At 70.5% G+C, this 20,255-nt stretch carries 22 protein-coding genes; 4 read left to right on the top strand and 18 right to left on the bottom strand.

Annotated elements, in window-relative coordinates; genetic code table 11:
- Nucleotides 1–57 precede the first annotated feature (57 nt).
- Nucleotides 58–1,386 carry a serine--tRNA ligase gene (serS, locus tag ASG73_RS16800; protein ID WP_055998133.1) on the bottom strand — a complete coding sequence of 443 codons (1,329 nt, stop codon included), beginning with the start codon at nucleotides 1,384–1,386 and terminating at the stop codon, nucleotides 58–60.
- A gap of 87 nt (nucleotides 1,387–1,473) precedes the next feature.
- Between serS and ASG73_RS16795 the strand changes: the two genes are divergently transcribed.
- Nucleotides 1,474–2,601 carry a diacylglycerol/lipid kinase family protein gene (locus ASG73_RS16795; protein ID WP_055998130.1) on the top strand — a complete coding sequence of 376 codons (1,128 nt, stop codon included), beginning with the start codon at nucleotides 1,474–1,476 and terminating at the stop codon, nucleotides 2,599–2,601.
- A 76-nt stretch (nucleotides 2,602–2,677) separates the two neighbouring features.
- Here ASG73_RS16795 and ASG73_RS16790 read toward each other — a convergent pair whose 3' ends face one another.
- A complete protein-coding gene (locus ASG73_RS16790; RefSeq protein ID WP_055998127.1) occupies nucleotides 2,678–3,202 on the bottom strand; it encodes a gluconokinase in 525 nt (174 codons plus the stop codon).
- Between the two features lies 1 nt (nucleotide 3,203).
- A complete protein-coding gene (locus ASG73_RS16785) occupies nucleotides 3,204–4,604 on the bottom strand; it encodes a GntP family permease (RefSeq protein ID WP_055998124.1) in 1,401 nt (466 codons plus the stop codon).
- A gap of 132 nt (nucleotides 4,605–4,736) precedes the next feature.
- On the opposite strand from ASG73_RS16785, the gene ASG73_RS16780 reads away from it, so the two are divergent.
- Nucleotides 4,737–5,456, top strand: coding sequence for a FadR/GntR family transcriptional regulator (locus ASG73_RS16780; protein ID WP_055998121.1), 720 nt, complete (start codon nucleotides 4,737–4,739; stop codon nucleotides 5,454–5,456).
- A 21-nt stretch (nucleotides 5,457–5,477) separates the two neighbouring features.
- Here ASG73_RS16780 and ASG73_RS16775 read toward each other — a convergent pair whose 3' ends face one another.
- From ASG73_RS16775 to ASG73_RS16765, 3 genes are all read right to left on the bottom strand, one after another.
- Nucleotides 5,478–6,803 carry a cation:proton antiporter gene (locus ASG73_RS16775; protein WP_055998118.1) on the bottom strand — a complete coding sequence of 442 codons (1,326 nt, stop codon included), beginning with the start codon at nucleotides 6,801–6,803 and terminating at the stop codon, nucleotides 5,478–5,480.
- An 85-nt stretch (nucleotides 6,804–6,888) separates the two neighbouring features.
- The gene (locus ASG73_RS16770; RefSeq protein WP_055998280.1) at nucleotides 6,889–7,551 is read right to left on the bottom strand and encodes a response regulator; all 663 of its coding nucleotides are present in this window, start codon (nucleotides 7,549–7,551) and stop codon (nucleotides 6,889–6,891) included.
- A complete protein-coding gene (locus ASG73_RS16765) occupies nucleotides 7,548–8,801 on the bottom strand; it encodes a sensor histidine kinase (protein WP_055998115.1) in 1,254 nt (417 codons plus the stop codon). The genes ASG73_RS16770 and ASG73_RS16765 overlap by 4 nt, the downstream gene beginning before the upstream one ends.
- A gap of 141 nt (nucleotides 8,802–8,942) precedes the next feature.
- Here ASG73_RS16765 and ASG73_RS17675 point away from each other — a divergent pair, with 141 nt between their 5' ends.
- The gene (locus ASG73_RS17675) at nucleotides 8,943–9,587 is read left to right on the top strand and encodes an Ltp family lipoprotein (protein WP_082567354.1); all 645 of its coding nucleotides are present in this window, start codon (nucleotides 8,943–8,945) and stop codon (nucleotides 9,585–9,587) included.
- A gap of 156 nt (nucleotides 9,588–9,743) precedes the next feature.
- Nucleotides 9,744–10,268, top strand: coding sequence for a MarR family winged helix-turn-helix transcriptional regulator (locus tag ASG73_RS16755; protein WP_055998112.1), 525 nt, complete (start codon nucleotides 9,744–9,746; stop codon nucleotides 10,266–10,268).
- Between the two features lie 3 nt (nucleotides 10,269–10,271).
- Here the strand turns inward: ASG73_RS16755 and ASG73_RS16750 are convergent, their stop codons facing one another.
- The 12 genes from ASG73_RS16750 to ASG73_RS16695 are packed head-to-tail and all read right to left on the bottom strand — an operon-like array spanning nucleotide 10,272 to nucleotide 20,093.
- Nucleotides 10,272–11,441 (bottom strand): FAD-dependent oxidoreductase, encoded by a 1,170-nt coding sequence (locus ASG73_RS16750; RefSeq protein WP_055998108.1) that lies wholly within the window; start codon nucleotides 11,439–11,441, stop codon nucleotides 10,272–10,274.
- Nucleotides 11,438–11,848 (bottom strand): RidA family protein, encoded by a 411-nt coding sequence (locus ASG73_RS16745; protein WP_200946934.1) that lies wholly within the window; start codon nucleotides 11,846–11,848, stop codon nucleotides 11,438–11,440. The genes ASG73_RS16750 and ASG73_RS16745 overlap by 4 nt, the downstream gene beginning before the upstream one ends.
- On the bottom strand, nucleotides 11,845–12,192 hold the full coding sequence (locus tag ASG73_RS16740) for a hypothetical protein (RefSeq protein ID WP_200946931.1): 348 nt from the start codon (nucleotides 12,190–12,192) through the stop codon (nucleotides 11,845–11,847). Before ASG73_RS16740 ends, ASG73_RS16745 begins: the two co-directional genes overlap by 4 nt.
- On the bottom strand, nucleotides 12,189–13,274 hold the full coding sequence (locus ASG73_RS16735; protein ID WP_156466369.1) for a Rieske 2Fe-2S domain-containing protein: 1,086 nt from the start codon (nucleotides 13,272–13,274) through the stop codon (nucleotides 12,189–12,191). The genes ASG73_RS16740 and ASG73_RS16735 overlap by 4 nt, the downstream gene beginning before the upstream one ends.
- A gap of 2 nt (nucleotides 13,275–13,276) precedes the next feature.
- Entirely contained in the window at nucleotides 13,277–13,492 is a 216-nt protein-coding gene (locus ASG73_RS16730) for a recombinase-like helix-turn-helix domain-containing protein (protein ID WP_055998102.1), read from the bottom strand.
- Between the two features lie 9 nt (nucleotides 13,493–13,501).
- On the bottom strand, nucleotides 13,502–14,020 hold the full coding sequence (locus ASG73_RS16725) for an alpha/beta fold hydrolase (RefSeq protein ID WP_156466368.1): 519 nt from the start codon (nucleotides 14,018–14,020) through the stop codon (nucleotides 13,502–13,504).
- Nucleotides 14,020–15,717, bottom strand: a complete 1,698-nt coding sequence (locus ASG73_RS16720) for a thiamine pyrophosphate-binding protein (protein ID WP_055998099.1) — start codon at nucleotides 15,715–15,717, stop codon at nucleotides 14,020–14,022. The genes ASG73_RS16725 and ASG73_RS16720 overlap by 1 nt, the downstream gene beginning before the upstream one ends.
- The gene (locus ASG73_RS16715; protein ID WP_055998096.1) at nucleotides 15,714–16,508 is read right to left on the bottom strand and encodes an SDR family oxidoreductase; all 795 of its coding nucleotides are present in this window, start codon (nucleotides 16,506–16,508) and stop codon (nucleotides 15,714–15,716) included. Before ASG73_RS16715 ends, ASG73_RS16720 begins: the two co-directional genes overlap by 4 nt.
- 10 nt (nucleotides 16,509–16,518) lie before the next feature.
- Complete coding sequence (locus ASG73_RS16710; protein WP_055998093.1) at nucleotides 16,519–17,262, bottom strand: SDR family oxidoreductase; 744 nt, start codon at nucleotides 17,260–17,262, stop codon at nucleotides 16,519–16,521.
- Nucleotides 17,259–18,059, bottom strand: a complete 801-nt coding sequence (locus ASG73_RS16705; RefSeq protein ID WP_235499499.1) for an alpha/beta fold hydrolase — start codon at nucleotides 18,057–18,059, stop codon at nucleotides 17,259–17,261. Before ASG73_RS16705 ends, ASG73_RS16710 begins: the two co-directional genes overlap by 4 nt.
- A gap of 10 nt (nucleotides 18,060–18,069) precedes the next feature.
- Entirely contained in the window at nucleotides 18,070–19,077 is a 1,008-nt protein-coding gene (locus tag ASG73_RS16700) for a VOC family protein (protein WP_055998087.1), read from the bottom strand.
- A gap of 47 nt (nucleotides 19,078–19,124) precedes the next feature.
- Nucleotides 19,125–20,093, bottom strand: a complete 969-nt coding sequence (locus ASG73_RS16695) for a PDR/VanB family oxidoreductase (RefSeq protein ID WP_055998083.1) — start codon at nucleotides 20,091–20,093, stop codon at nucleotides 19,125–19,127.
- Nucleotides 20,094–20,255: the final 162 nt, after the last annotated feature.

The raw sequence follows: 20,255 nt of genomic DNA, 5'->3' as shown, positions 1-20,255 counted from the left end.
CGTAACCCGCAGAGCCGGGTCGGGGGGACCTGCCCCCTTCGCTGTGTGGTCGTCACGTCAGCGGGGAGCGATGACCTCGCGCCCCATGAAGGGCTGGAGCGCTGCTGGGACGCGGATGGAACCGTCGGCCTGCTGGTGGTTCTCCAGGATCGCGACGATCGGCCTGGTGCTGGTGATCGCGGTGCCGTTGAGCGTGGCGACCGCGCGCGTCCCACCCCCTTCGGCATTGCGCTCACGGATGTTCAGCCGACGGGCCTGGAAGGTCGTGCAGTTGCTCGTCGAGGTCAGCTCGCGGTACTTGCCCTGGGTCGGCACCCACGCCTCGCAGTCGAACTTGCGGCTCGCGGGACCACCGAGGTCACCGGCGGCGACGTCGATGACGCGGTAGGGCAGCTCGAGGGCCTCGAGGATGCGGCGCTCGATGCGCAGCAGGTTGTCGTGCTCGGCGACGGCGTCCTCGGGCCGGCAGAAGACGAACATCTCGGTCTTCTGGAACTGGTGCACGCGGAAGATGCCGCGAGTGTCCTTGCCGTAGCTGCCGGCCTCCCGACGGAAACAGGTCGACGTCGAGACATAGCGGATCGGCCCGTCACGCAGGTCGAGGATCTCGTCGGCGTGGAAGCCCGCGAGCGCGACCTCCGAGGTGCCGGTGAGGTAGAGGTCGTCGGCAGGCAGGTGGTAGACGTCGTCGTGCGCGTCGAGGTACCCGGTACCGGCCATCGTCTCGGGGCGGACCAGGGTCGGCACGACGAGCGGGGTGAAGCCCTCCTGGCCGGCGATCTGCTGGGCCAGGCCCATGAGTGCCATCTCGAGCTGCGCGCCGGCACCCTTGAGGTAGTAGAAGCGGCTGCCGCTCACCTTGGCTCCGCGCTCCATGTCGATGGCACCGAGCAGCTCGCCGAGCTCGAGGTGGTCCTTGGGTTCGAAGCCCTCTGCCGCGAAGTCACGCGGCGTCCCCACCTCCTCGAGCAGGTCGAAGTCCTCCTCGCCACCGGCCGGGACACCCTCCTGGATGACATTGCCGATGGAGCGAAGGGAGGTGTCCAGCTGCGCCTTGGCCTCGTCGGCCTCGGCCTCGAGCTCCTTGACGCGGGCGGACATCGCGGCGCCCTTGTCGCGCAGCGCGGTCGCCTCGGCCTCGAGCGCAGGGAGGTCAGCGCTGTCCGGGTCGGCCTTCTTCAGCTTGCCCAGCCGGCCCATGACGGGACCCAGCTCCTTGCTCGCCGCCTTCTGCTCCGACCGAGCCGCCTCGAAGGCTTGGATCGAGGTGCGACGGCGGTCGTCCGCGACGATGACGGCGTCGACGAGCGACTCGTCCTCTCCGCGGGCACGCTGGCTCGCTCGGACGGCTTCGGGCTGGTCGCGCAAGAACTTGAGGTCGATCACGCTCTGCAGGATATCCGCGATGCGGCCCCGCCCGGACCCCGCCGAGCAGTGCTCGCCCGGACGCCGCCCTGCGGTAGCGTCACCGACGTGTCGGACTGGACCCTCTTGGCGATCGCCATCGCCCTCTGCTTGGCCCTCATCGGCGTCTGCGTCGGACTCGTCCTGTCCGGACCGGGCCGCGCCCGAGCCCGGCACCGGCGTGCCCGCCCCGAGCGCAGCAGCTTTCGCAAGGAGAGCAAGGACGAGCCCAGTCGCCGGGCCGCGATCATCATCAACCCCACGAAGTTCGACGACGTGTCGCTCGTTCGGGCGGAGCTGACGCAGGCCAGCACCCAGCTGGGGTGGGCCGAGCCGCTCTTCCTCGAGACGACGGCGCAGGACCCCGGCACCGGGCAGACCCGGCAGGCCCTCGACCAAGGGGTCGACCTCGTCTGTCCGCTCGGTGGGGACGGCACCACCCGCGCGGTCGCGGTGGCGCTTGCCGGCACGCGGACGCCGATGGGCTTGCTGCCCAAGGGCACCGGCAACCTCCTGGCCCGCAATCTCGACATCCCCGTGGGTGCCGACCTCATCCCTGCGCTGCGCGTGGCCTACAGCGGCCGCAACAAGGCCGTCGACGTGGCCTGGCTCGAGCTCGACCCGGCGGAGGAGCCGGCGACCGACGACTCCGGCCAGGCCGAGGAGCCGGTCGAGGGTCCGCCCGTGCAGCGCCACCCCTTCCTCGTCATGGCCGGCATGGGCTTCGACGCCGAGATCATGGGCGGCACGAGCGAGGAGTTCAAGGCCAGGGTCGGTTGGAGCGCCTACTTCGTCACCGGGTTCCGCAAGCTCTTCGTGGGGCGCTTCCGCGTGCGGTGGAGCATCGACGGACGCGTCCAGGACCCGGCGCTGGCGCGCGCGATCATCATCTGCAACTGCGGCACCCTGCAGGGCGGCATCCAGCTCGTCCCGAGCGGCCGCGTCGACGACGGCCTGCTCGATGGTGTCGTCATCGCCCCCAAGACGCTCATCGGCTGGGGCTCGATCGCGCTACGCGTGCTCGGCCGCTCCGAGAAGGACGGCATCGAGCTGATCCGCACCACCGGCGCGGTCTACACGGTCGACGTCGACGAGCCGCACCCTGTGCAGGTCGACGGCGATGTCATCGGCGAGGCCTCCCGCCTGCGGGTGAGCGTCGACCAGCAGGCGCTCATCGTGCGGGTGGCCGGGGGCTGACCGGTCCAGCGCCCGGGGCCGAGCGGCCTCGCACGGCGCCCGGGGGGCCGAGCGACCTCGCACCCTGGCTGACCGCCTAGCGGCCGGGGGCCACGTCTGCGACGGCCTCGTCGATGAGCTCTTGCGGGCTCCCGGTGAGGTCCAGGACGACACCGTCCTCGTCGGGGCCCAGGTCCTCGAGCGTGTCGATCTGCGACTGGAGGAGCGAGGCGGGCATGAAGTGGCCCTTGCGGTCCTTGAGCCGGTCGGCGATGACCTCGGCGGAGCCGTGGAGGTGGGCGAAGACGACTCGGTGCCCACCCCCGAGGGCCGCGATGTCGGCGCTCAGCACGTCGCGGTAGGACCGCTTGAGCGCCGAGCAGGTGATGACGGTGTCCTCGCCGCGCGCCGCGTGCTCGGCCATCCACGCCGCGAGGTCGCGCAGCCAGGGCCACCGGTCCTCGTCGGTCAGGGGCGTGCCGCTGGCCATCTTGTCGATGTTGGCCTGCGAGTGGAACTTGTCCGCCTCGGCGAAGATCCACCCGGTGCGGTCGGCGATCCCCTCGGCGACGGTCGTCTTGCCGCTGCCGGAGACACCCATGACGACGACGTGGGTGGTCATCTCAGAGCACCAGGCTCAGGAGGAAGGCGAAGACGAAGCCGATGACTCCGATGAGGGTCTCCATGACGGTCCATGTCTTCAGTGTCGTCTTCTCGTCCATGCCAAGGAAGCGCCCGACGAGCCAGAAGCCGGAGTCGTTGACGTGGGAGAGGACGGTGGCGCCACCGGCGATGGCGATGACGACGAGGGTCAGGTCGATCGAGCTCAGACCCGAGGTGGCCTCGATCGTCGGGGCCATCAGGCCCGCCGCGGTCGTCAGGGCGACGGTGGCACTGCCCTGGGCCACACGCAGCGCGGCCGAGACGACGAAGGCGGCGATGATGACCGGCAGACCGGTCGACTCGAGCGTGCCGGCGAGCGCCTGACCGATGCCGCTGGCCCGCAGGACCCCGCCGAACATGCCACCGGCGCCGGTGATGAGGATGATCGCGCAGACCGGGCCGAGGGCGTCGTTGAGAACTGTCTCGACATCGGCCTTGGAGCGGTTGCGCCAGCCGAGGACGACCATCGCGACGAGCGTGGTGATGAGCAACGCGATCGGGGTCTTGCCGATGATCCGCAGTGCCGCGACCCAGGTGGCGTCACCGTCGACGACGCCGGAGGTCGAGAGCGTGTTGAGTCCGGTGTCGATGAAGATCAGCACCATCGGCAGGAGCAGGATCGTCAGGACCAGTCCGAAGGAGGGCAACCGGCCAGCCTTCGCCTCAGGGGTGGAGGGGCCACCGGCGAGCAGGTCGGGAACCTCGACCATGTAACGGCTGCCGGCCCACAGGCCGTAGAGGTAGGACGCGAGGTACCAGGTCGGCAGCCCGATGAGCAGGCCGAAGATGAGCAGCAGGCCCATGTCGGCTCCGACGAGATCGGCCGCAGCGACCGGGCCCGGGTGGGGCGGGACGAAGGCGTGCATGACGGCGAAGGCACCGGCTGCCGGGAAGGCATAGCGCAGTACCGAGCCGCCGAAGCGACGGGCGACGCTGAAGATGATCGGCAGCATGACGACCAGGCCGGCGTCGAAGAAGATCGGGAAGCCGAAGAGCAGCGAGGCGATACCGAGGGCGAAGGGGGCCCGATCCTCACCGAAGCGAGCGATGAGCGTGTCGGCGAGCACCTGGGCGCCGCCGGTCACCTCGAGCAAGCGGCCGATCATCGCCCCGAGGCCGACGAGCAGGGCCACGGAAGCAAGCGTCGAGCCGAAGCCGTCGGTCATCGTCGTGACGACGTCGGCCGGCGCGATCTTGGTCGCGAGCGCAGTCAGGAAGCTGACGAGCACCAACGCCACGAAGGCGTGGACCCTGAAGCGGATGATGAGCAGGAGCAGGAGTGCGACAGCGGCTGCAGCGATGGCGAGCAGCACGCCCGATCCGTAGGCAGGCTCGGGGACGGCGTCAGCGACGAGAAACATCTTCGTATCTTCCGGTGGCGGGATGCGGGCGGGGACTTCGCGCGCCCACTGTCCCAAAAGTATGCTTATTGCGCAACCAATCATCATCCTTTTCTTTGGAGGTGCACCATCCCCTCTGCGAGACTTTGGCGCATGTCACTGGGCGGGGGCCTGCACCACAGCGTGCTGAGCCGGATCGGGTCGGACCTGACCTCAGGACGCCTCGTCGCCGGCGAGGTGTTCTCGATGGAGCAGCTCGAGGGGCGCTACGGCGTCTCCCGCACCGTCGTGCGCGAGGTCATCAAGGTGCTGGAGTCGATCGGCGTGGCCACCTCCCGCCGACGCGTCGGGGTGACGATCCAGCCCGAGAGCACATGGGAGTCGCTGAGCCCGGTGATCATCCACTGGCGCCTGGAGGGGCCGCAGCGCCTCGCCCAGCTGCGCGAGGTCAGCGAGCTGCGTCGGGGCGTCGAGCCCCAGGCCGCGTGGCTCGCCGCGCAGCGAGCCACGCCCGAGCAGGTCGAGCAGCTGCGCACCGCAGCCGCCGGGATGGCCACCACGGGACCCCGGGGTGACCTGAGCACCTATCTGCAGCACGACATCGATTTCCACCGGACCTTGCTGGAGGCCTCCGGCAATGCGCTGCTGGCGGGCTTCGCCCCCTTCGTCGCGGAGGCCCTCACCGGCAGGACCGAGCACGACCTCATGCCCGAGATCCCCGAGCAGGGTGCCATCGAGTGGCACGTGGAGGTCGCGGCCCAGGTGGGCGACGGCCGCCCGGAGCTCGCGGAGGAGATCATGCGTCGGATCGTCGGCGAGGCACAGGACGCCATGGAGGAGATCAGCACCGAGGGGCGGGACGACCCACGATGAGCGCCTCGACCGGTACCGCACTCACCCGGGGGTGACCGTCGGCTCCCGGTCGCTGCCGCCCTCACGGTGGCGTTCGATCCAGCTCATGGCGGGCGTGACGAGGATGCCGTGGGCGACGACTGACAGCACGATGGTGAAGGTGACGGTCGACCACAGCCAGCGTTCGTCCTCGACCGGCGCGTGCCCGGCCGCGTACGCCAGGTAGTACAGCGAGCCGATGCCCCGGACACCGAAGAAGGCGGTCACCGCTCGCTCCCGGACGTCCAGGTTGTGGACCCGGCCACCGCGCCACCGTCCGATCCACAGGCCGGCGGCACCGGCCAGCGGTCTCGCGACGAGCACGACCCCTGCGCCGAGGAGCGCGCCGCGCCAGTCGAGGTGCGCCAGGATCCCGCGCGTCAGCGCAACACCCAGCAGCAGGAGGATGACGAAGACGAGCAGGTGCTCGAGTCGATTCACGAACTCGTGCATGTGTCGGTGGTAGACGTGGTCGCGGTCCGCCGCCCGGATCGTCATCGCCGCCACGAAGACCGCCAGGAACCCATAACCGCCGAGGAGCTCGCTGGCCCCGTAGGCGGCGAACACCGCGGCCAGGGCGAACGTCGGCTCTCCCAGCTCGGCGGTGCGCATCGCTGGGCTCGGTGCCCGGAAGGCGACCTTGGCGAGCAGCCACCCGGCCGCGATGCCCACGAGCACCCCCACCGCCACCCTGCCGAGGAGGTCCCAGAGGAGCCAGCGCGGTCCCCAGTCGGAGACGGCGCCGGCAGTGAGCATGAGGATCGCCGCATGGACGAAGGGAAACGCCAGCCCGTCGTTGAGCCCCGCCTCCGAGGTCAGGGCGAAGCGGACCTCGTCGCGCTCATCGACCGAGGGGCCATCGGACTCCACCGCCGGGCCCTCCACCTGCACATCGCTCGCGAGCACGGGGTCGGTGGGTGCGAGCACGGCGCCCAGCAGGAGTGCGGTCGCGGGTGCGAGCCCACCGACGGTCCAGCCGAGCAGAGCCACCGCACCGATGGTCAGCGGCATCGTCACGAGGAGCAGGCCCCACGTCGCGCCCCAGGCCCGGAAGGTGCCCGGGCGGCGCAGGGACAGTGGTCGGTCCAGGGCGAGACCCACACCCATGAGTGCCACGAGCACGGTGAACTCCGTGACGTGCTCGACGATCGCCCGGGAATCCACCGGGTCGAGATTGGTGCCGTCGGGCACAGGCAGCAAGCCGATGGCCATACCCAGACCGAGCAGCACCATGGGCGTGGAGAGGGCCAGCTTCCGGGTCAGACCCGGGAGGACGACCGCCACGAGGAGCGAGAGTCCCGCGATGAGGTACGCGGCGTCGGCGGGCATGGACCAACATTAGGGCGCCGGACCCCAAGAACGTCCGGACCCCAAGAACGTCCGGACGTGTGGACGTGTGGACGAACCACCCGGCTCAGACCAACCCGGCCCGGTCCACGAGGATCGCCAGCTCGGCTCTCGAGCCAACCCTCAGCTTGGCCTCGGCGCTGCGCAGGTGCGTCTTGACCGTCGACTCGGAGACGAACAGCTCGGCTGCCGCGGACGCCGTGGTCGCGCCCCTGGCCATGAGCACGCAGACCTCACGCTCGCGGTCGCTGAGGACCTCGACGCGCTGCACGGCCTCGGCCCGCCGACCGTCCGCGACGTCGCTCCTGACGTGGGTGAGGACGTGCCTGGCCGAGGCGGGCGACATCGGCGCATGACCAGCGGCGGCGTCGCGCACGGCCTGGGCGATCTCGTCGGGACCGGCTGTCTTGAGCAAGAAGCCGTCGGCTCCCGCCCGCACGGCCTGCAGGGGCAGGTCGCCGAGGTCGAAGGTCGTGAGCAGCACCACCCTGGGCGGGCGATCCAGGCGCCGCAGCTCGGCGATGGCCTGGATGCCGTTGAGCTCGCCCATCCGGTAGTCCATCAGGACGACATCGGGTCGGTGGGCCTGGACGGCGGGTACGGCCTCCTCGCCGGATCCGACATCGCCGACCACGAGGAGATCGGCCGACGCCTCGAGCATCAGGCGCACGCCCGACCGCACGAGCGGGTCGTCGTCGACGAGGAGGACGCGGATGGGCTGGTCCCTCATACGAGCACCCCCGCTCCGGTCGGCGCCGGGCGCCACGGCAACCGCACGGCCACCCGCAGGACGCTCTCGTCGTCGACCTGCAGGTGGGTCTCGCCACCGGCCTGGGTGACCCGCTCGCGCACCCCGGCGAGCCCGTTGCCCTCGACGACGCGGGTGGAGCCGATGCGGTTGGCAGCCTCGATGGTCACGCCCAGGTCCGGACGGACCACGACGGCCAACCGGACGCCTGCACCGGGAGCGTGCCGGCGCGCATTGGTGAGCAACTCCTGCACGACGCGGTAGGCCGTCTGCCCGAGGGCGGGGTCGAGCATCGTCGAGCCGTCGAGCACGACGGTCGCCACGAGCGGCATCCCATGGGCGACGGTCTCGTCGACGAGTGCAGACAGTGCCTCGAGCCCCGGCACGGCCCGCGCCAGGTCCGGGTCATCGGGGCGGCGCAGGACCTCGAGGAGGGAGCGCAGGTCCGACGCGGTCTGGGCAGCCGACTCCCGCACGAGGCTCGCCGAGCCGGCCAACCGCTCGTCCTGGTCACGAGTGTTGGCCTCGAGCGCGCCCGCATGGATCGACAGGAGCGACAGCCGGTGCCCGATGACGTCGTGGACCTCGCGGGCGACGCGCTCGCGCTCGGCCTGCCGGACGACCTCGTCGGCGAGCTGGGCCGCGGTGACCCGATGCCCCTCCCCCGTGGCCTGCGCGCGGTGCAGCTCCCGCCGCAACCCACCGATGCCGGCGAAGAGGGCGACCACCAGGACGGTGATCATCACGGGCGCCCACCACGGGAAGGGTCCGGGGGTCGCGGTCGGGTCGCTGCCGAGGAGGACCCACCAGAAGGACTCTGCTTGCGAGTGGCCCCGGGTGTCTCGCCAGGTCGCGACGAAGGTCGCGACAGCCACCAGAGCGGTACACCCCGCGACGATCGACCACCGGCAGCGGATCCACACCTGCAGCAGCACGACGAGAGCGACGAGCGGGTCGATCGGCACGGCGAGTGTGACGAGCGAGGCGATGACGGTGATCTGCCAGGACCACCGACGACGCCACCACATCACGACGATGAGCAGCATCCCGACGAGCCAGAAGAGCAGCCAGGCACCGCTGGCCATCTCGTCGGGGACGCGACCACCGAGGCGGTCGGCACGCGGCTCCCCCATCGCCACCGCCAGGGTCGTGCTCATCAGGCAGGCGAAGGTCCACAGCACCGAGCGCCACCACGACGCCCGTCCCCACCGCTGCAGTGTCTCCTTGTCCATGCCCGGATCGTAGGCCCGGGCAGGGACAGCCCGGGTCCCCCCTTCGGTCGATCGACCGTGACCGATCGGGCGAGGCGCGCCACCCCCTAGGCACGGTTGCATCAGCGGCATCACCTTCCGCACCGCAACCCAGGAGTCACGATGACCCATCAGCCGCAGTGGCAGCCCACCAATCCGCCGGTCCCGGCCGTCCAGCAGAGCTGGTTCGCCCGCCACAAGGTCCTCGGTGTGATCCTGGGGATCACCCTCACCGTCGTGCTCGTCTGTTGCGGCGCAGGCGTGCTCAGCATGGGTGGTGAGTCGACCAGCGACTCCTCGACGGCGACCACCGACGATGCCGCAGGCGCCACGTCAGCGAGCTCCGACGCCACGTCGAGCAGCACGGCCAAGGCGGCCGCCTCCTCGTCCACGAAGAGCTCCACGACGAAGGCCCCCGCGTCGACCACTCCCCCTCCGCCCAAGGCGACCACGGCGGAGATGACCAAGGAGCAGGAGAACGCGGTGGCAGAGGCGGAGAACTACCTGGAGTTCATGGCCTTCTCCAAGAAGGGCCTGATGGACCAGCTCGCGTCCGACGCCGGCAGCGGATATCCCCGCGCCGTGGCCGAGTTCGCCGTCAACCACATCACGGTCGACTGGAAGGCCCAGGCGGTCAAGTCCGCCGAGAGCTACCTCGACACGATGCCCTTCTCACGTCAGGGACTCATCGACCAGCTGTCGTCGGACGCCGGTTCCGGCTTCACGAAGGAACAGGCCACCTACGCGGCCGACCAGGTCGGTCTCTGACCCAGGACTCCGGGGGAGAGGAGGGGCGAAGGGGGTGGCTGTGAACTGCGGCCACTCCCTTCGTCCGGCGCGACCGCAATCGAGTCGGTGCTGCACGATCAACCTCTTAGCGCTAATATTCTTTGTGTGACAACAACCAGCTCCCGGGGGACCCGCATGAAGAGCGAACCAGACCAGGTCGACCACATCATCGAGTCGTGGGCCGACGTCAAGCCCGGCCTCGACGTGACGCCCATGCATGTCTTCAGCCGGCTGCACCGCAACTTCTTGCTCTATCGCAAGCAGATCAACGACCTCTTCGAGGAGCTCGGGACGAGTGCGTCGGGCTTCGAGGTGATGGCGGCCCTGCGCCGGCAGCCCGACTTCCGCGCTGCCGCAGGCGATCTGGCACAGAGCACTCTCGTGACGACCGGCGGCCTGACCCTGCGGGTGCGCCGACTCGAGGCCGACGGCCTCGTGAGCCGTACGCGCGACACCCGCGACAACCGGGTCGTCCACGTCCAGCTCACCGACAAGGGTATCGAGCTGGTCGACCGGGTCGCCGAGCTGCACTTCGCCAACCTCGACCGACTCCTCGTCGGCCTGTCCGACACAGAGCGCGCCGGCCTGGCCAAGGGGTTGGGCAAGCTCGAGCAGTCGATCCACCGGGCCGAGCCCGACGCACAGGTCCAGGACGCCTGAGCGTCACCGGCCCGGCGCCTGCTGCCCTCGCAGGCGGTCCAGCTGCGCGTAGAACTCGTCGACCGCACCCTGCGCGGCCGCGGCGAAGGCCTCGCGCTCGGTCACGCTGCCGTCCGAGCGTGCGCCTGACTCCCCCACGCGCCGGGAGACGTCCTGCGCGTAGACGCACACCGGGTACCTGATCTCCTCGAACAGCGTGAGCGCCGCCTCGAGGTCAGCGTCCTCGAGGCAGTCGGCCAGCACGAGGGCGTCCTCGAGAGCCATGGCGCCGCCCTGCCCCATGAAGGGGGTCCCCGCATGCGCAGCGTCACCGATCAGGGCGACGCGACCGCGATGCCAGGGCAGGGGTAGAAGGACCTCGTCCACGGCTGTGTAGAGCACGTCGCTGGTCTCGTCGAGCTCGTCGAGGAAGGCACGCGCCGGTCCTGCGTACTCCGCCAGGGCTTCCCTCATGAGTCGCGGCCAGTCGGCGCGCTCGTGCCAGGTCTTGCCCGGATCGCTGACCGTGCCGAAGGTGTAGAGGCGGTCGTGGCTGATGGGCATGATCCCGAACCGGGTACCGGTGCCCATCTGCATGATCTTGTCGGTGAGGTCCCCCGGGCGGGCATGGACGCTGCGCCAGATCCCGAACCCGGAGTAGCTCGCGTGCACACCCGGCGCGACGTGCTGGCGAAGGGGGGAGCCCAGACCCTCGCAGGAGACGACGAGGTCGTGCACGCGCACCTCGTCGTCGCTGGTGACCACCCGGACGCTCTCGGCACCGTCGACCAGATCGACGATCGTGGTCCCGAGCTCGACCTCGACGCCGACCTGCGACATCCGGTGCGCGAGGACCCGGTGCAGCTCGGCTCGCTTGATCCCGACGATCGCCGGGACCCGTCCGCCCTCTGCTGGCGGGTAGTGGGTCGTGACGATGGGCTCGCCGTGGTGATCGAGATAGCGGTTGCGGCCCTCCGGGACGACGAAGCCGACAGCGAGGATCTCCTCCAGCACCCCGAGCATCTCGAGGCTCACCAAGGCGTTGGAGTAGAGGAAGATCCCCGAGCTCGCGAAGGCCCACTCCTCCTGCCGCTCGATGAGCCGGATGGCGTGCCCCCGCTCGGCGAGGGCGATCGCAGCGGCACAGCCGGCGATACCGGCACCGGACACCAGGATGCTGCGCGCCCCGCTCACGGCTGGGGCGTCTCGATCTCCTCCGCCACCGTGATCACGCCTTCTGCCTCCACCTCGACCCGCAGGCCCGGCTCGACGAGGGCACTGACTCCCACGAGCGTCGAGCACGGCATGTCGCCGGTGAAGAACTCCCCACGCGCCCGACCCACGGCGGCCTTGTCGGCCATGTCCGTGAGATAGACCCTCAGTGCCGTGACGTCCGCAGGCATCGCGCCGCACGCGTGGACGAGCGCGATGACGCGCCGGAAGACCTCGCGGGCCTGCAGGTACGCATCGTCCCCGCCCACTGGGCCGCCGATGGCACCGGCGTGCATGCCCGAGACCCAGAAGCGCTCACCCCGCACGACCGCGTTGCTGAACATGCCCTCGCGTGGCGGTTCGGGCACGGACTCGGCACTGACCTTCACGCCGAGGCCTTGCGCTCGTCGGCCTCGCGGGTGAGTCGCTCGCGCACCGGGAGGAAGTCATAGGTGGGGTAGAACTCCGTCGCGAAGACACCCCAGGCCCGGCGCTCCAGCTCGACGTTGACCGCCGCGAGGCGCTCCGCGGGGAAGCGCAGGGTGACGATCTGGCCGATGCCCATGGCGACGACCCACGAGACGATCTCGCAGCCCTCCGGAGGGAACCCGTGCCACCAGTCGCGCTCTTCCAGGGAGGACTGGATCTGCTCGAGGTGCTGCGACTGGTCGTGCCGGAGCAGGACGGTGAGCATGAGCTCACCGTCCTGCTGCGCCTGTGGAGCTGGGCTCACGCCTGGCCGGCCAGGATCTTTGCCTGGGCCTTGGCGTCCGCCTTGTACATCCGGCGGATGCGCGAGACCCCGAGATCGTGCTGGTAGAGGTGCTCATGGCTGTCGGCGTCGTGGGCGAGGATCTCCAGGACGGCGCGATCCTGCTCGAGGACGTTCCAGTGCTTCTCCTCCAGCGCCGTGCGGTAGAGGAAGCGCCAGACCTCGCGCTCCCAGCCGGACACCTTGCGGGTGCGCCAGTGGAAGACGGCGACATTGCCCGCATCGATCGGCACGGACATCCCGACGATGCCGAAGGACCCGCCCGGGCCGGCCTCGTCGCCGTAGGGGATCTCGAGGTCGACGTGGTCCATGGACCCGCGCACGAACTCGACCCAGTCGAAGTTCTTGCCTCGCTGGTCGGTCTTCTCGAAGAAGAAGCCTCGCTCCGTCTCCCGGATGCGGAAGCGCGCCGAGGTGCCACCGGCGTTCATCGAGTGCGAGTCACGGTGCAGGAAGGCACCGTGCATCGGGTCCAGGACGTTGTCCATGTAGAAGCGCCACGGGCCGGCCCACTCCACGTAGTTGAGGAAGTGGGAGTGCTCCTCGTCGTCGAGTCGGTCGGGCAGGACGAAGGGGGTGGGCTCGCTGTCGTCCGTGAGGGGCACGAAGGCGAAGATCACTCCCGCCGCCTCGACCACCTCGAGGGAGACGGTCGCCTGACGGCCCTCCAGGGCACAGCCGGGCATGCCCGGGACGGAGACGACGGTGCCGGTGCCGTCCACCTGGACGCCGTGGTAGCGGCACGCGACCCGGTCGCCCAGGTGCTGCCCCGCCGAGAGAGGGGCGCTGCGGTGCGGGCACCGGTCCTCGAGCATGCGCACCCGGCCGGTCGCGTCACGGAAGAGCAGCCAGTCGACACCGAGGCGCGTCACCTTCTGCATCGACCCGCCGGCGAGCATGTGCCCGGGCAGGATCGGGTACCAGCGATCCCGGAGGCCGAAGGCCGCCAGCTCGTCGGCATCCAGGGTGCGTCGGGTACCGACAGCGTGGAGGGGCTTCGCCGTGGCGGGTGCCCCTGCGGGGTGTTGTGTGGTCGTCGTCATCGTCAGTCGCCCATCCTTCGCATCTCGTCGCGGAAGTTGTCCTCGGTCCACTCGCCGCCGTCGGGGGCGTGGAGGCCGAGGTCGTTGAGCCCGGCGACGAGACCGGGCAGATCGTGGGTCCCACGGCCGAAGATCTCCATGATGGAGCCGGCCAGCTTGGTCTCGTACGGGGTGAAGGGTTCTGGGTGCGTCTGGTGCACCTCGAGGTACTGCGACATATTTCCTCCTCAGGACTCGTCGCGCGGCGGGATCAGGTCGGTGCGGGTGTCGGCCAGCCCCTCGGCGATCGCCATGAAGGCGGACGACCACTCGAGGACCGAGGCCGGACGGGTGACGAGCGTCGGGGCCGCTGCGCCGTCGATGACGACGAAGACCCCGTTGTCGACACCACCCGCGATGGACTGCGGCTGCTCGATGGACGTCTCGGGCGTGGGCGCCGAGGCGATGACGAGGGTCGGGATCGTGATCCGGGCCATCGTGGCCTCGTGCTCGGGGTCCGCGAGGTCGACCTCGGGGTCGACGAGGACGAGCGAGACGACGTGGGGCTCGTGGTCCGCGGCCAGGGTGAGGGCCCCAGGCGCGTCAGCACCGATGGCGACGACATGGGTGGCCTCGGCGAGCTGTCCGGCCGCGTCCGCCGCCCAGCGGGCTCGCTCGTCGGCAGCCACCGGGATGACGCGCAGGCCCTCCGGCGGCGGCCCGGGGTCGGCTCCCACGAGAGCCACCGGTCTGGTCAGGTCGTCCATCAGGCACCGTCCTGCGGCTGGGGGATGTGTACGGGTGGGGTGAAGGGACCGGGGGCCGGCGCAAGGTCGGCGACCGACACCTCGATGACCGTCGGGCGGCCGGTGGCGATCGCCTCACGCAGCGCAGGGCCGAAGGTCCCGGGCGCGCCAGTGAGCCAGTAGGGCATGTCCATCGACGCGGCGAGCACCGCGAAGTCCGGGGTCCACAGGTCGACGGCCGCACGACGCATGTCGTTGGCCTGCTGCATGTTGCGCAGCACGCCGTAGCCCGAGTCGTTGAAGACGATGACGACGCACGCAGCGCCGGTCCCTCTCAGGGAGGCGAGCTCCCCCAGGTGCACGGACAGACCGCCGTCGCCGGCGATCACGACGGTCGGCACCTCCGGGCGAGCGACTGCGGCACCGATCCCCATCGCCAGGCCCTGTCCGATGCCGCCGCCCAGCGGGAAGACATTGGTCTCCCGTGCGTACATCTCCAGCAGCCGGTTGCCCCACTGGCTGGAGGGGATCGTCACGTCACGAGCGATGACCGACTCCCTGGGCAGCTGCGATCGCAGCTCGGCGCAGACCTCGGCGTAGCCACCGATGTAGCCGGTGAGGTGGTCGCGGACCTCCCGTCGCACGGTCCGGGCCCGGTCGGCCCAGCCGTCCTCGGTGGCCGTCTGCGTGAGGCGCTCCAGGAGTGCGGTGACCACCTGCGCGGCGTCGCCCTGCACCCCGACCGTGGCCGGGTGGACCCGGCCGATGGCCGCGGCGGCGACGTCGACCTGCACGTGCTGCGCCGGGAGGCGAAGGGAGTAGGTCCGGGTCTCGTTGGAGCGGAAGTGGGTGCCGATGCTCAGCAGGACATCGGCGTCCTCGAGCAGCGCGGCTCCCTGCGGTGTGGACCCGAAGTTGCCGATGACCAGGTCGTCGTCCTCGGGCACGACCCCCCGGCCGGAGTTGCTCGTGATGATGCCGGCGCCGAGCCGATGGGCGAGCTCGCGCACCTGCGCCCCGGCACCGGCTGCACCGCCACCGAGCCAGAGGACGGGACGGCGGGCCCCGGTGAGCAGCGCGACGGCAGCGTCGATCTCGTCGAGGGGCGCCTCCGGCGGGCTCGGCACCGTGACGACGTCTCCGTCGACCTGGGCGTCCGGCCGGGCGAGGTACTGCAGGTCGGTGGGCCACTCCACGGAGACCGGCCCGTGGGGCGCGGTGAGGATCATCGCGATCGCCTCCTCGAGGACCCGCGCGGAGTCCTCGGCGACGGCGACCCGGGCCGCTCCCTTCGAGATCGCGGTGAGCATCTCCAGCTGGGCGGGGACCTCGTGGATGACTCCACGATTGCTGCCGATCCACTCCGCCTCGACCTGTCCGGTCACGTGGAGCACGCGGGAGCCGGCGGTGAGGGCCTCGAGCATCGACCCGGCGGCGTTGCCCGCGCCCGTCCCGGTGCTCGTCAGGGCGACACCCACTCCCCCGGTGACCCGGGCGAAGGCATCGGCGGCGTTGACCGCGGCCGCCTCGTGCCGGACCTCGACGAAGGTCAGCTCTCGTGAGACGGCCTCGACCAGAGGGAGGTTGTGGATGCTGATGACGCCGAAGGCGTGGGTGATGCCGTGGCGGCGCATCACGTCGACGAGGACGTCTCCGCCGGTCGCGGGGCCGGCCTGCTGGACGCTGTCGGCACGGGGGGCTGCTGAGGTCTGGGTCATGGCTGTCGGGTCACTCCTCCGCCGACGTCCACGTGGGCGCCGGTGATGTATGAAGCACGGGGGCTGAGCAGGGAGACGATGGCGAACGCGACCTCGTCGGCGGTGCCGAAGCGACCGAGCGAGATGCCGCGGTCTGCTGCCAGATCGGCACTCCAGGCGTCGTAGTCGAGGGCGCCGCCGTCGCTGCGGTAGGTCTCGAAACGGCGGCGCCACTGGCCGGTGTCGATGAGGCCGAGGTTGACCGAGTTGACCCGGATCCCCTCGGGGGCGAGCTCTTCGGCCAGGGTGCGGCTGAGGTTGAGCAAGGCGGCCCGGGCCGCAGCGGTGATGGCCAGCTTGGCCTCGGGCTGCTTGGCGAGGATCGCATTGGTGTTGACGACGGCGCCGACGGACGAGGCGGCCAGGTGCGACCGGGCCGCGCGGATGACATTCCACGCACCGAAGATCTTCAGGTCCATCTCCTCGCGGATCTGCTCGTCCGTGGTGTCGCTGATCCGCGCCATCAGCGAGCGGCCCGCGTTGCACACGACGGCGTCGAGGCCACCGAAGTGCTCGGCACCCGCGGTCACTGCGGCCTCGACCGCAGACCGGTCGGTGACGTCAGCGCTCAGGCGCAGGACCCGGGAGCCGTCGGGGTCGAGGGGCGTGATCGCGTCCTCGAGGCGTTGTACGTCACGGGCCACGGCCACGACGCGGGCGCCCTCGCCGAGCAGCATCTCGGTGACGGCCAGACCGACGCCGGAGCTGGCGCCGGTGACGAGCACGATGCGGTCGGTCAGCTGCAGATCCATCTCACCCTCCTCAGGTGGGCATGACGAAGCCACCGTCGACGACGAGCGCCTGGCCCGTCATGTATCCGGCCGCCTCGGAGGCGACGAAGTGGACGACGTCGGCGACGTCGGACGGGACGGGGTCGCGGCTGAGCGCGCGGTTGTCCTCGTACAGTGCGTAGCGGTCGGCGGGTACGCCCTCGGTGGCGTCGACGCGGGTCAGGCCCGGCGCCACCGCGTTGACCCGCACCCCGTGAGGGCCGGCGTCACGGGCCATCGTGCGGGTCATGGCGAGCACGGCCCCCTTCGACCCGACGTAGTGGACGAGCCGCGGCGACCCGTAGAAGGCTGCATCGGAGGCGATGTTGACGATCGCTCCCGCGCCCCGGGCGAGCATCGGACCGACGAGGTACTTGCTCACCATCCAGGTGCCCATCACGTTGATCCGGACCAGCTCCTCGAAGCGGTCCTCGTCGAGCTCCCAGAAGGTGTCGCCGCCGACGCCGTCGGCCTTGGCGGCGTTGTTGACGAGGACGTCCGCGCCGCCGAGCTCCTCGACGACTCGGGCGAGCGCCCGGACCGAGTCGCGGTCGGCGATGTCCAGGGGCACGGTGTGCACGTCCGTGCCACCAGCCCGCAGCGCCCGGGCGGTCTCGTCGAGCTGCTCCGCCAGCACGTCGCCCAGGACGAGCCGGTCCCCGGCAAAGCTCTCGGCGATGGCCCGGCCGAGTCCGCGCGCGGCGCCGGTGATGACGACCAGTCGAGGCTGCGTCACGAGGTCAGCCCCCAGAAGTCGGTGATGGCATCGGCCATCGCGTCGGGACGCTCCGAGACTGCGGCGTGGCCGGCGCGCGGGATGATGCTCAGCTGTGCGCCGGGGATCCGCTCGGCGAGCAGGCGTGACTCGGGCACACCGGTCACGACATCGTCCTCACCGACGACGACCAGCGTCGGGGCGCTGATCCGGGACAGGATCGACCCGGTGTCGGTGCTGGCCATGAACTCGGCCGCCGCGCGGTAGCCGGGCACCCGGACCCGGGACATCTGACGGCGCACCTGCACTGCCGTGTGGTCGTCCGCGTGGGGTGAGACGAGCCGTCCGGCCCTGCGGGCCGCGAATTCCTCGGCGCCCAAGGACTCCAGCTCGGTCACCCTGTCTCGCATGGCCGTGGCCTTGTCGTGAGTGGTGCCCGAGCCCCGCGTCGAGTCGGCCAGCACGAGGGAGCGGACCAGGGCGGGCCGACGGTGCGCCAGCACGGTGGCGATGACACCACCCCACGACGTCCCGACGAGATCGACCGGGCCCAGGCGTCGAGAAGTGATCGCACCCGCGAGTCGGTCGACGAGGTCGACGTCACCACGCGGGTCACGGGATCGCCCGTACCCGGGAGCGTCCCAGGCGATGGCGAGCACCCCACGGTCGGCGAGACGGTCGCCGAGCTCGGCGCAGGAGGCAGCGTTGCCACCGATGCCGTGCAGGAGCACTGCGGTGCGGGTCGGTGCGCCCTCGGGGCGGTGCTCGACAAGAGCGATCCCGTCCTGCGTCCAGGTGGGGGTACTGGTGGCAGCCATGGTCGTCATCTCAGAACCGGCCGCTGGCAGCGCGCTGCTCGGGCGTCTCCACGCCATCGCGGCCGTCCGCGAGGAAGTACCCGGACGTCGCCTCGACGGCCCCGCGGGCACCATCGTCGGGGATGCCGGCCATGGCCGAACGCACACCCTGCGTCGGCGGACCGGCGGTGCGCCACTGGTCGGACAGCTCGGGCGTGCGACGCCAGGTACGGCACAGCCAGCTGTCCTCGTCGATCTCCTCGACCTCCGAGGTGTACTCGCACACGAGGCCGGCGGGGTCGGTGAAGTAGGAGAAGGTGTTGTTGCCCGGGCCGTGGCGGCCCGGGCCCCACTGCGGCTCGATCCCGTGCACCTTGAGGTTGCCGATACCTCGCATGAAGTGATCGATGCTCGTCAGCTCGTAGGCGACGTGGTTGATCGAGGTCCAGGGCGCCTGGTTGAAGGCGATGACGTGGTGCTTGGGCGTGCACCGCAGGAAGGCCATCTGGCGCTCGGACCAGTCGGAGATCCGCATCCCGAGGACCTGGGTGTAGAACTGCGTGGCCACCTCGATGTCCACGGTGTTGAGCACGACGTGCGCCAGCTGGCGGGGCGCGCTCGGGTAACCGTCGCGATCCTGGTGGACCACGGCGTTGACCTCGCTGGCCAGCTCGACGACCCGTCCCTCGGGGTCGACGAAGGCCAGGGAGTACCCACCGGCCGCCTCGTCGTGCCGCCCCGGTTCACGCAGGAGCGGGATGCCCGCCGCGCTCAGACGTCGAGCAGCCTCGTCGACCTCGCCGGGGGTCCCGACCGCGAAGGAGATGCCACCCATGGCATTGCTCGCCGCCTCCTCGAGCCGCAGGATGTGGTGGTCCTGACCGGTACCGCGCAGCCAAAAACGGTTGCCGTCCTCCTCGCTCACGCCCAGACCCCACACCTGCGTGTAGAAGTCCTTGGCCGTCACGACCTCGGGCACGCGCAGGGTCACCGAGCGCAGGCCGCGGAGGGTGACGACGGGCTCGTCGCAGTAGTTCATGAAGGGCTCCTTGGTCGGGTCCGGGAGGGGGTGGTGATGGATCGGGCTCAGAGGTCGAGGACGAGCTCGGGCCCCCGGCAGCGCGAGACACAGATGCACATCGTGGTGCCGGACTCCTTCTCCTCATCCGTCAGGAGGTAGTCGCGGTGGTCGATCTCCCCGGAGACCACTCCGGTCTCGCAGGTCCCGCAGATGCCCTCGGTGCAGGAGAAGGGCATGTCGTGACCGGCCGAGGCGAGGGCGTCCAGGATCGAGGTCTGTGCACCCACGGGGATCCGCTCGCCGCTGCTGCTGATGACGACATCGAAGCCACCATCAGGCGCGGCATCGGCGTCGACCACGGGGTCCGGCGCGCGGAAGCGCTCGAGACGCAGCCGGGCTGCGTCCGGCGCCGAGATCTCCACGGCCTCCATGAGGGTCGCGGGGCCGCAGCAGTACACGACCGTCTCGTCATCCACTCCCCCGACGATGCCCGAGATGTCGGCGAAGCCACCCACCTCGTCATCGACGTGGACGGTGACCCGGTCGGCCGGCAGGCCGCTGATCTCGTCGACGAAGGCCATGACCTCGCGAGAGCGGCCGGTGTAGAGCAGGTGCCAGTCGGCCCCCTTCGCCTGGAGCGCGCGCGTCATCGCGACGATCGGCGTGATCCCGATGCCGCCCGCCACGAGCAGGTGGCGAGGGGAGTCGCCATCGAGCTCGAAGAGGTTGCGCGGGCCGTCGACGAGGATCTCGGCCCCGACCGGCAGCTGGTCGTGGATCAGGCTGCTGCCACCACGGGAGTCCTCCACGCGCAGCACCGCCACGGTCCAGCGCGAGGTGTCATCAGGGTCGGAGCACAGCGAGTACTCCCGCACCAGCCCATTGGGCAGGTGCAGCGACAGGTGCGCACCGGGCTCCCACCGGGGCAGGGCCTCGCCGTGCGGGTGGACCAGGGTGACGCTCGTGACGCCCTGCGCCTCCCAGGTCTTCTGGTGGACCCGCAGGACCTGACTCGACTCTGAACCGATCTTCATGACAGTGCTCCTCGCGCTGACCGTGGTGGTGTGGACTCTGCTCAGCGGGTGACGCCGTGCATCTCCGAGGTCTCGGGGTAGGTGGGCAGCTGCGGCTTCTTGGTGCCGATGATGACGCAGAAGAGAGCATCCTCGTCGGTGGTGTTGGCCAGGCTGCGCGGC

This window comes from Janibacter sp. Soil728, assembly GCF_001428305.1.
In the GTDB taxonomy this organism is placed as follows: Bacteria; Actinomycetota; Actinomycetes; order Actinomycetales; family Dermatophilaceae; genus Janibacter.
The sequence above is the reverse complement of the archived record's forward strand: the minus strand, read 5'-3'. Positions and strand labels throughout refer to the sequence as shown.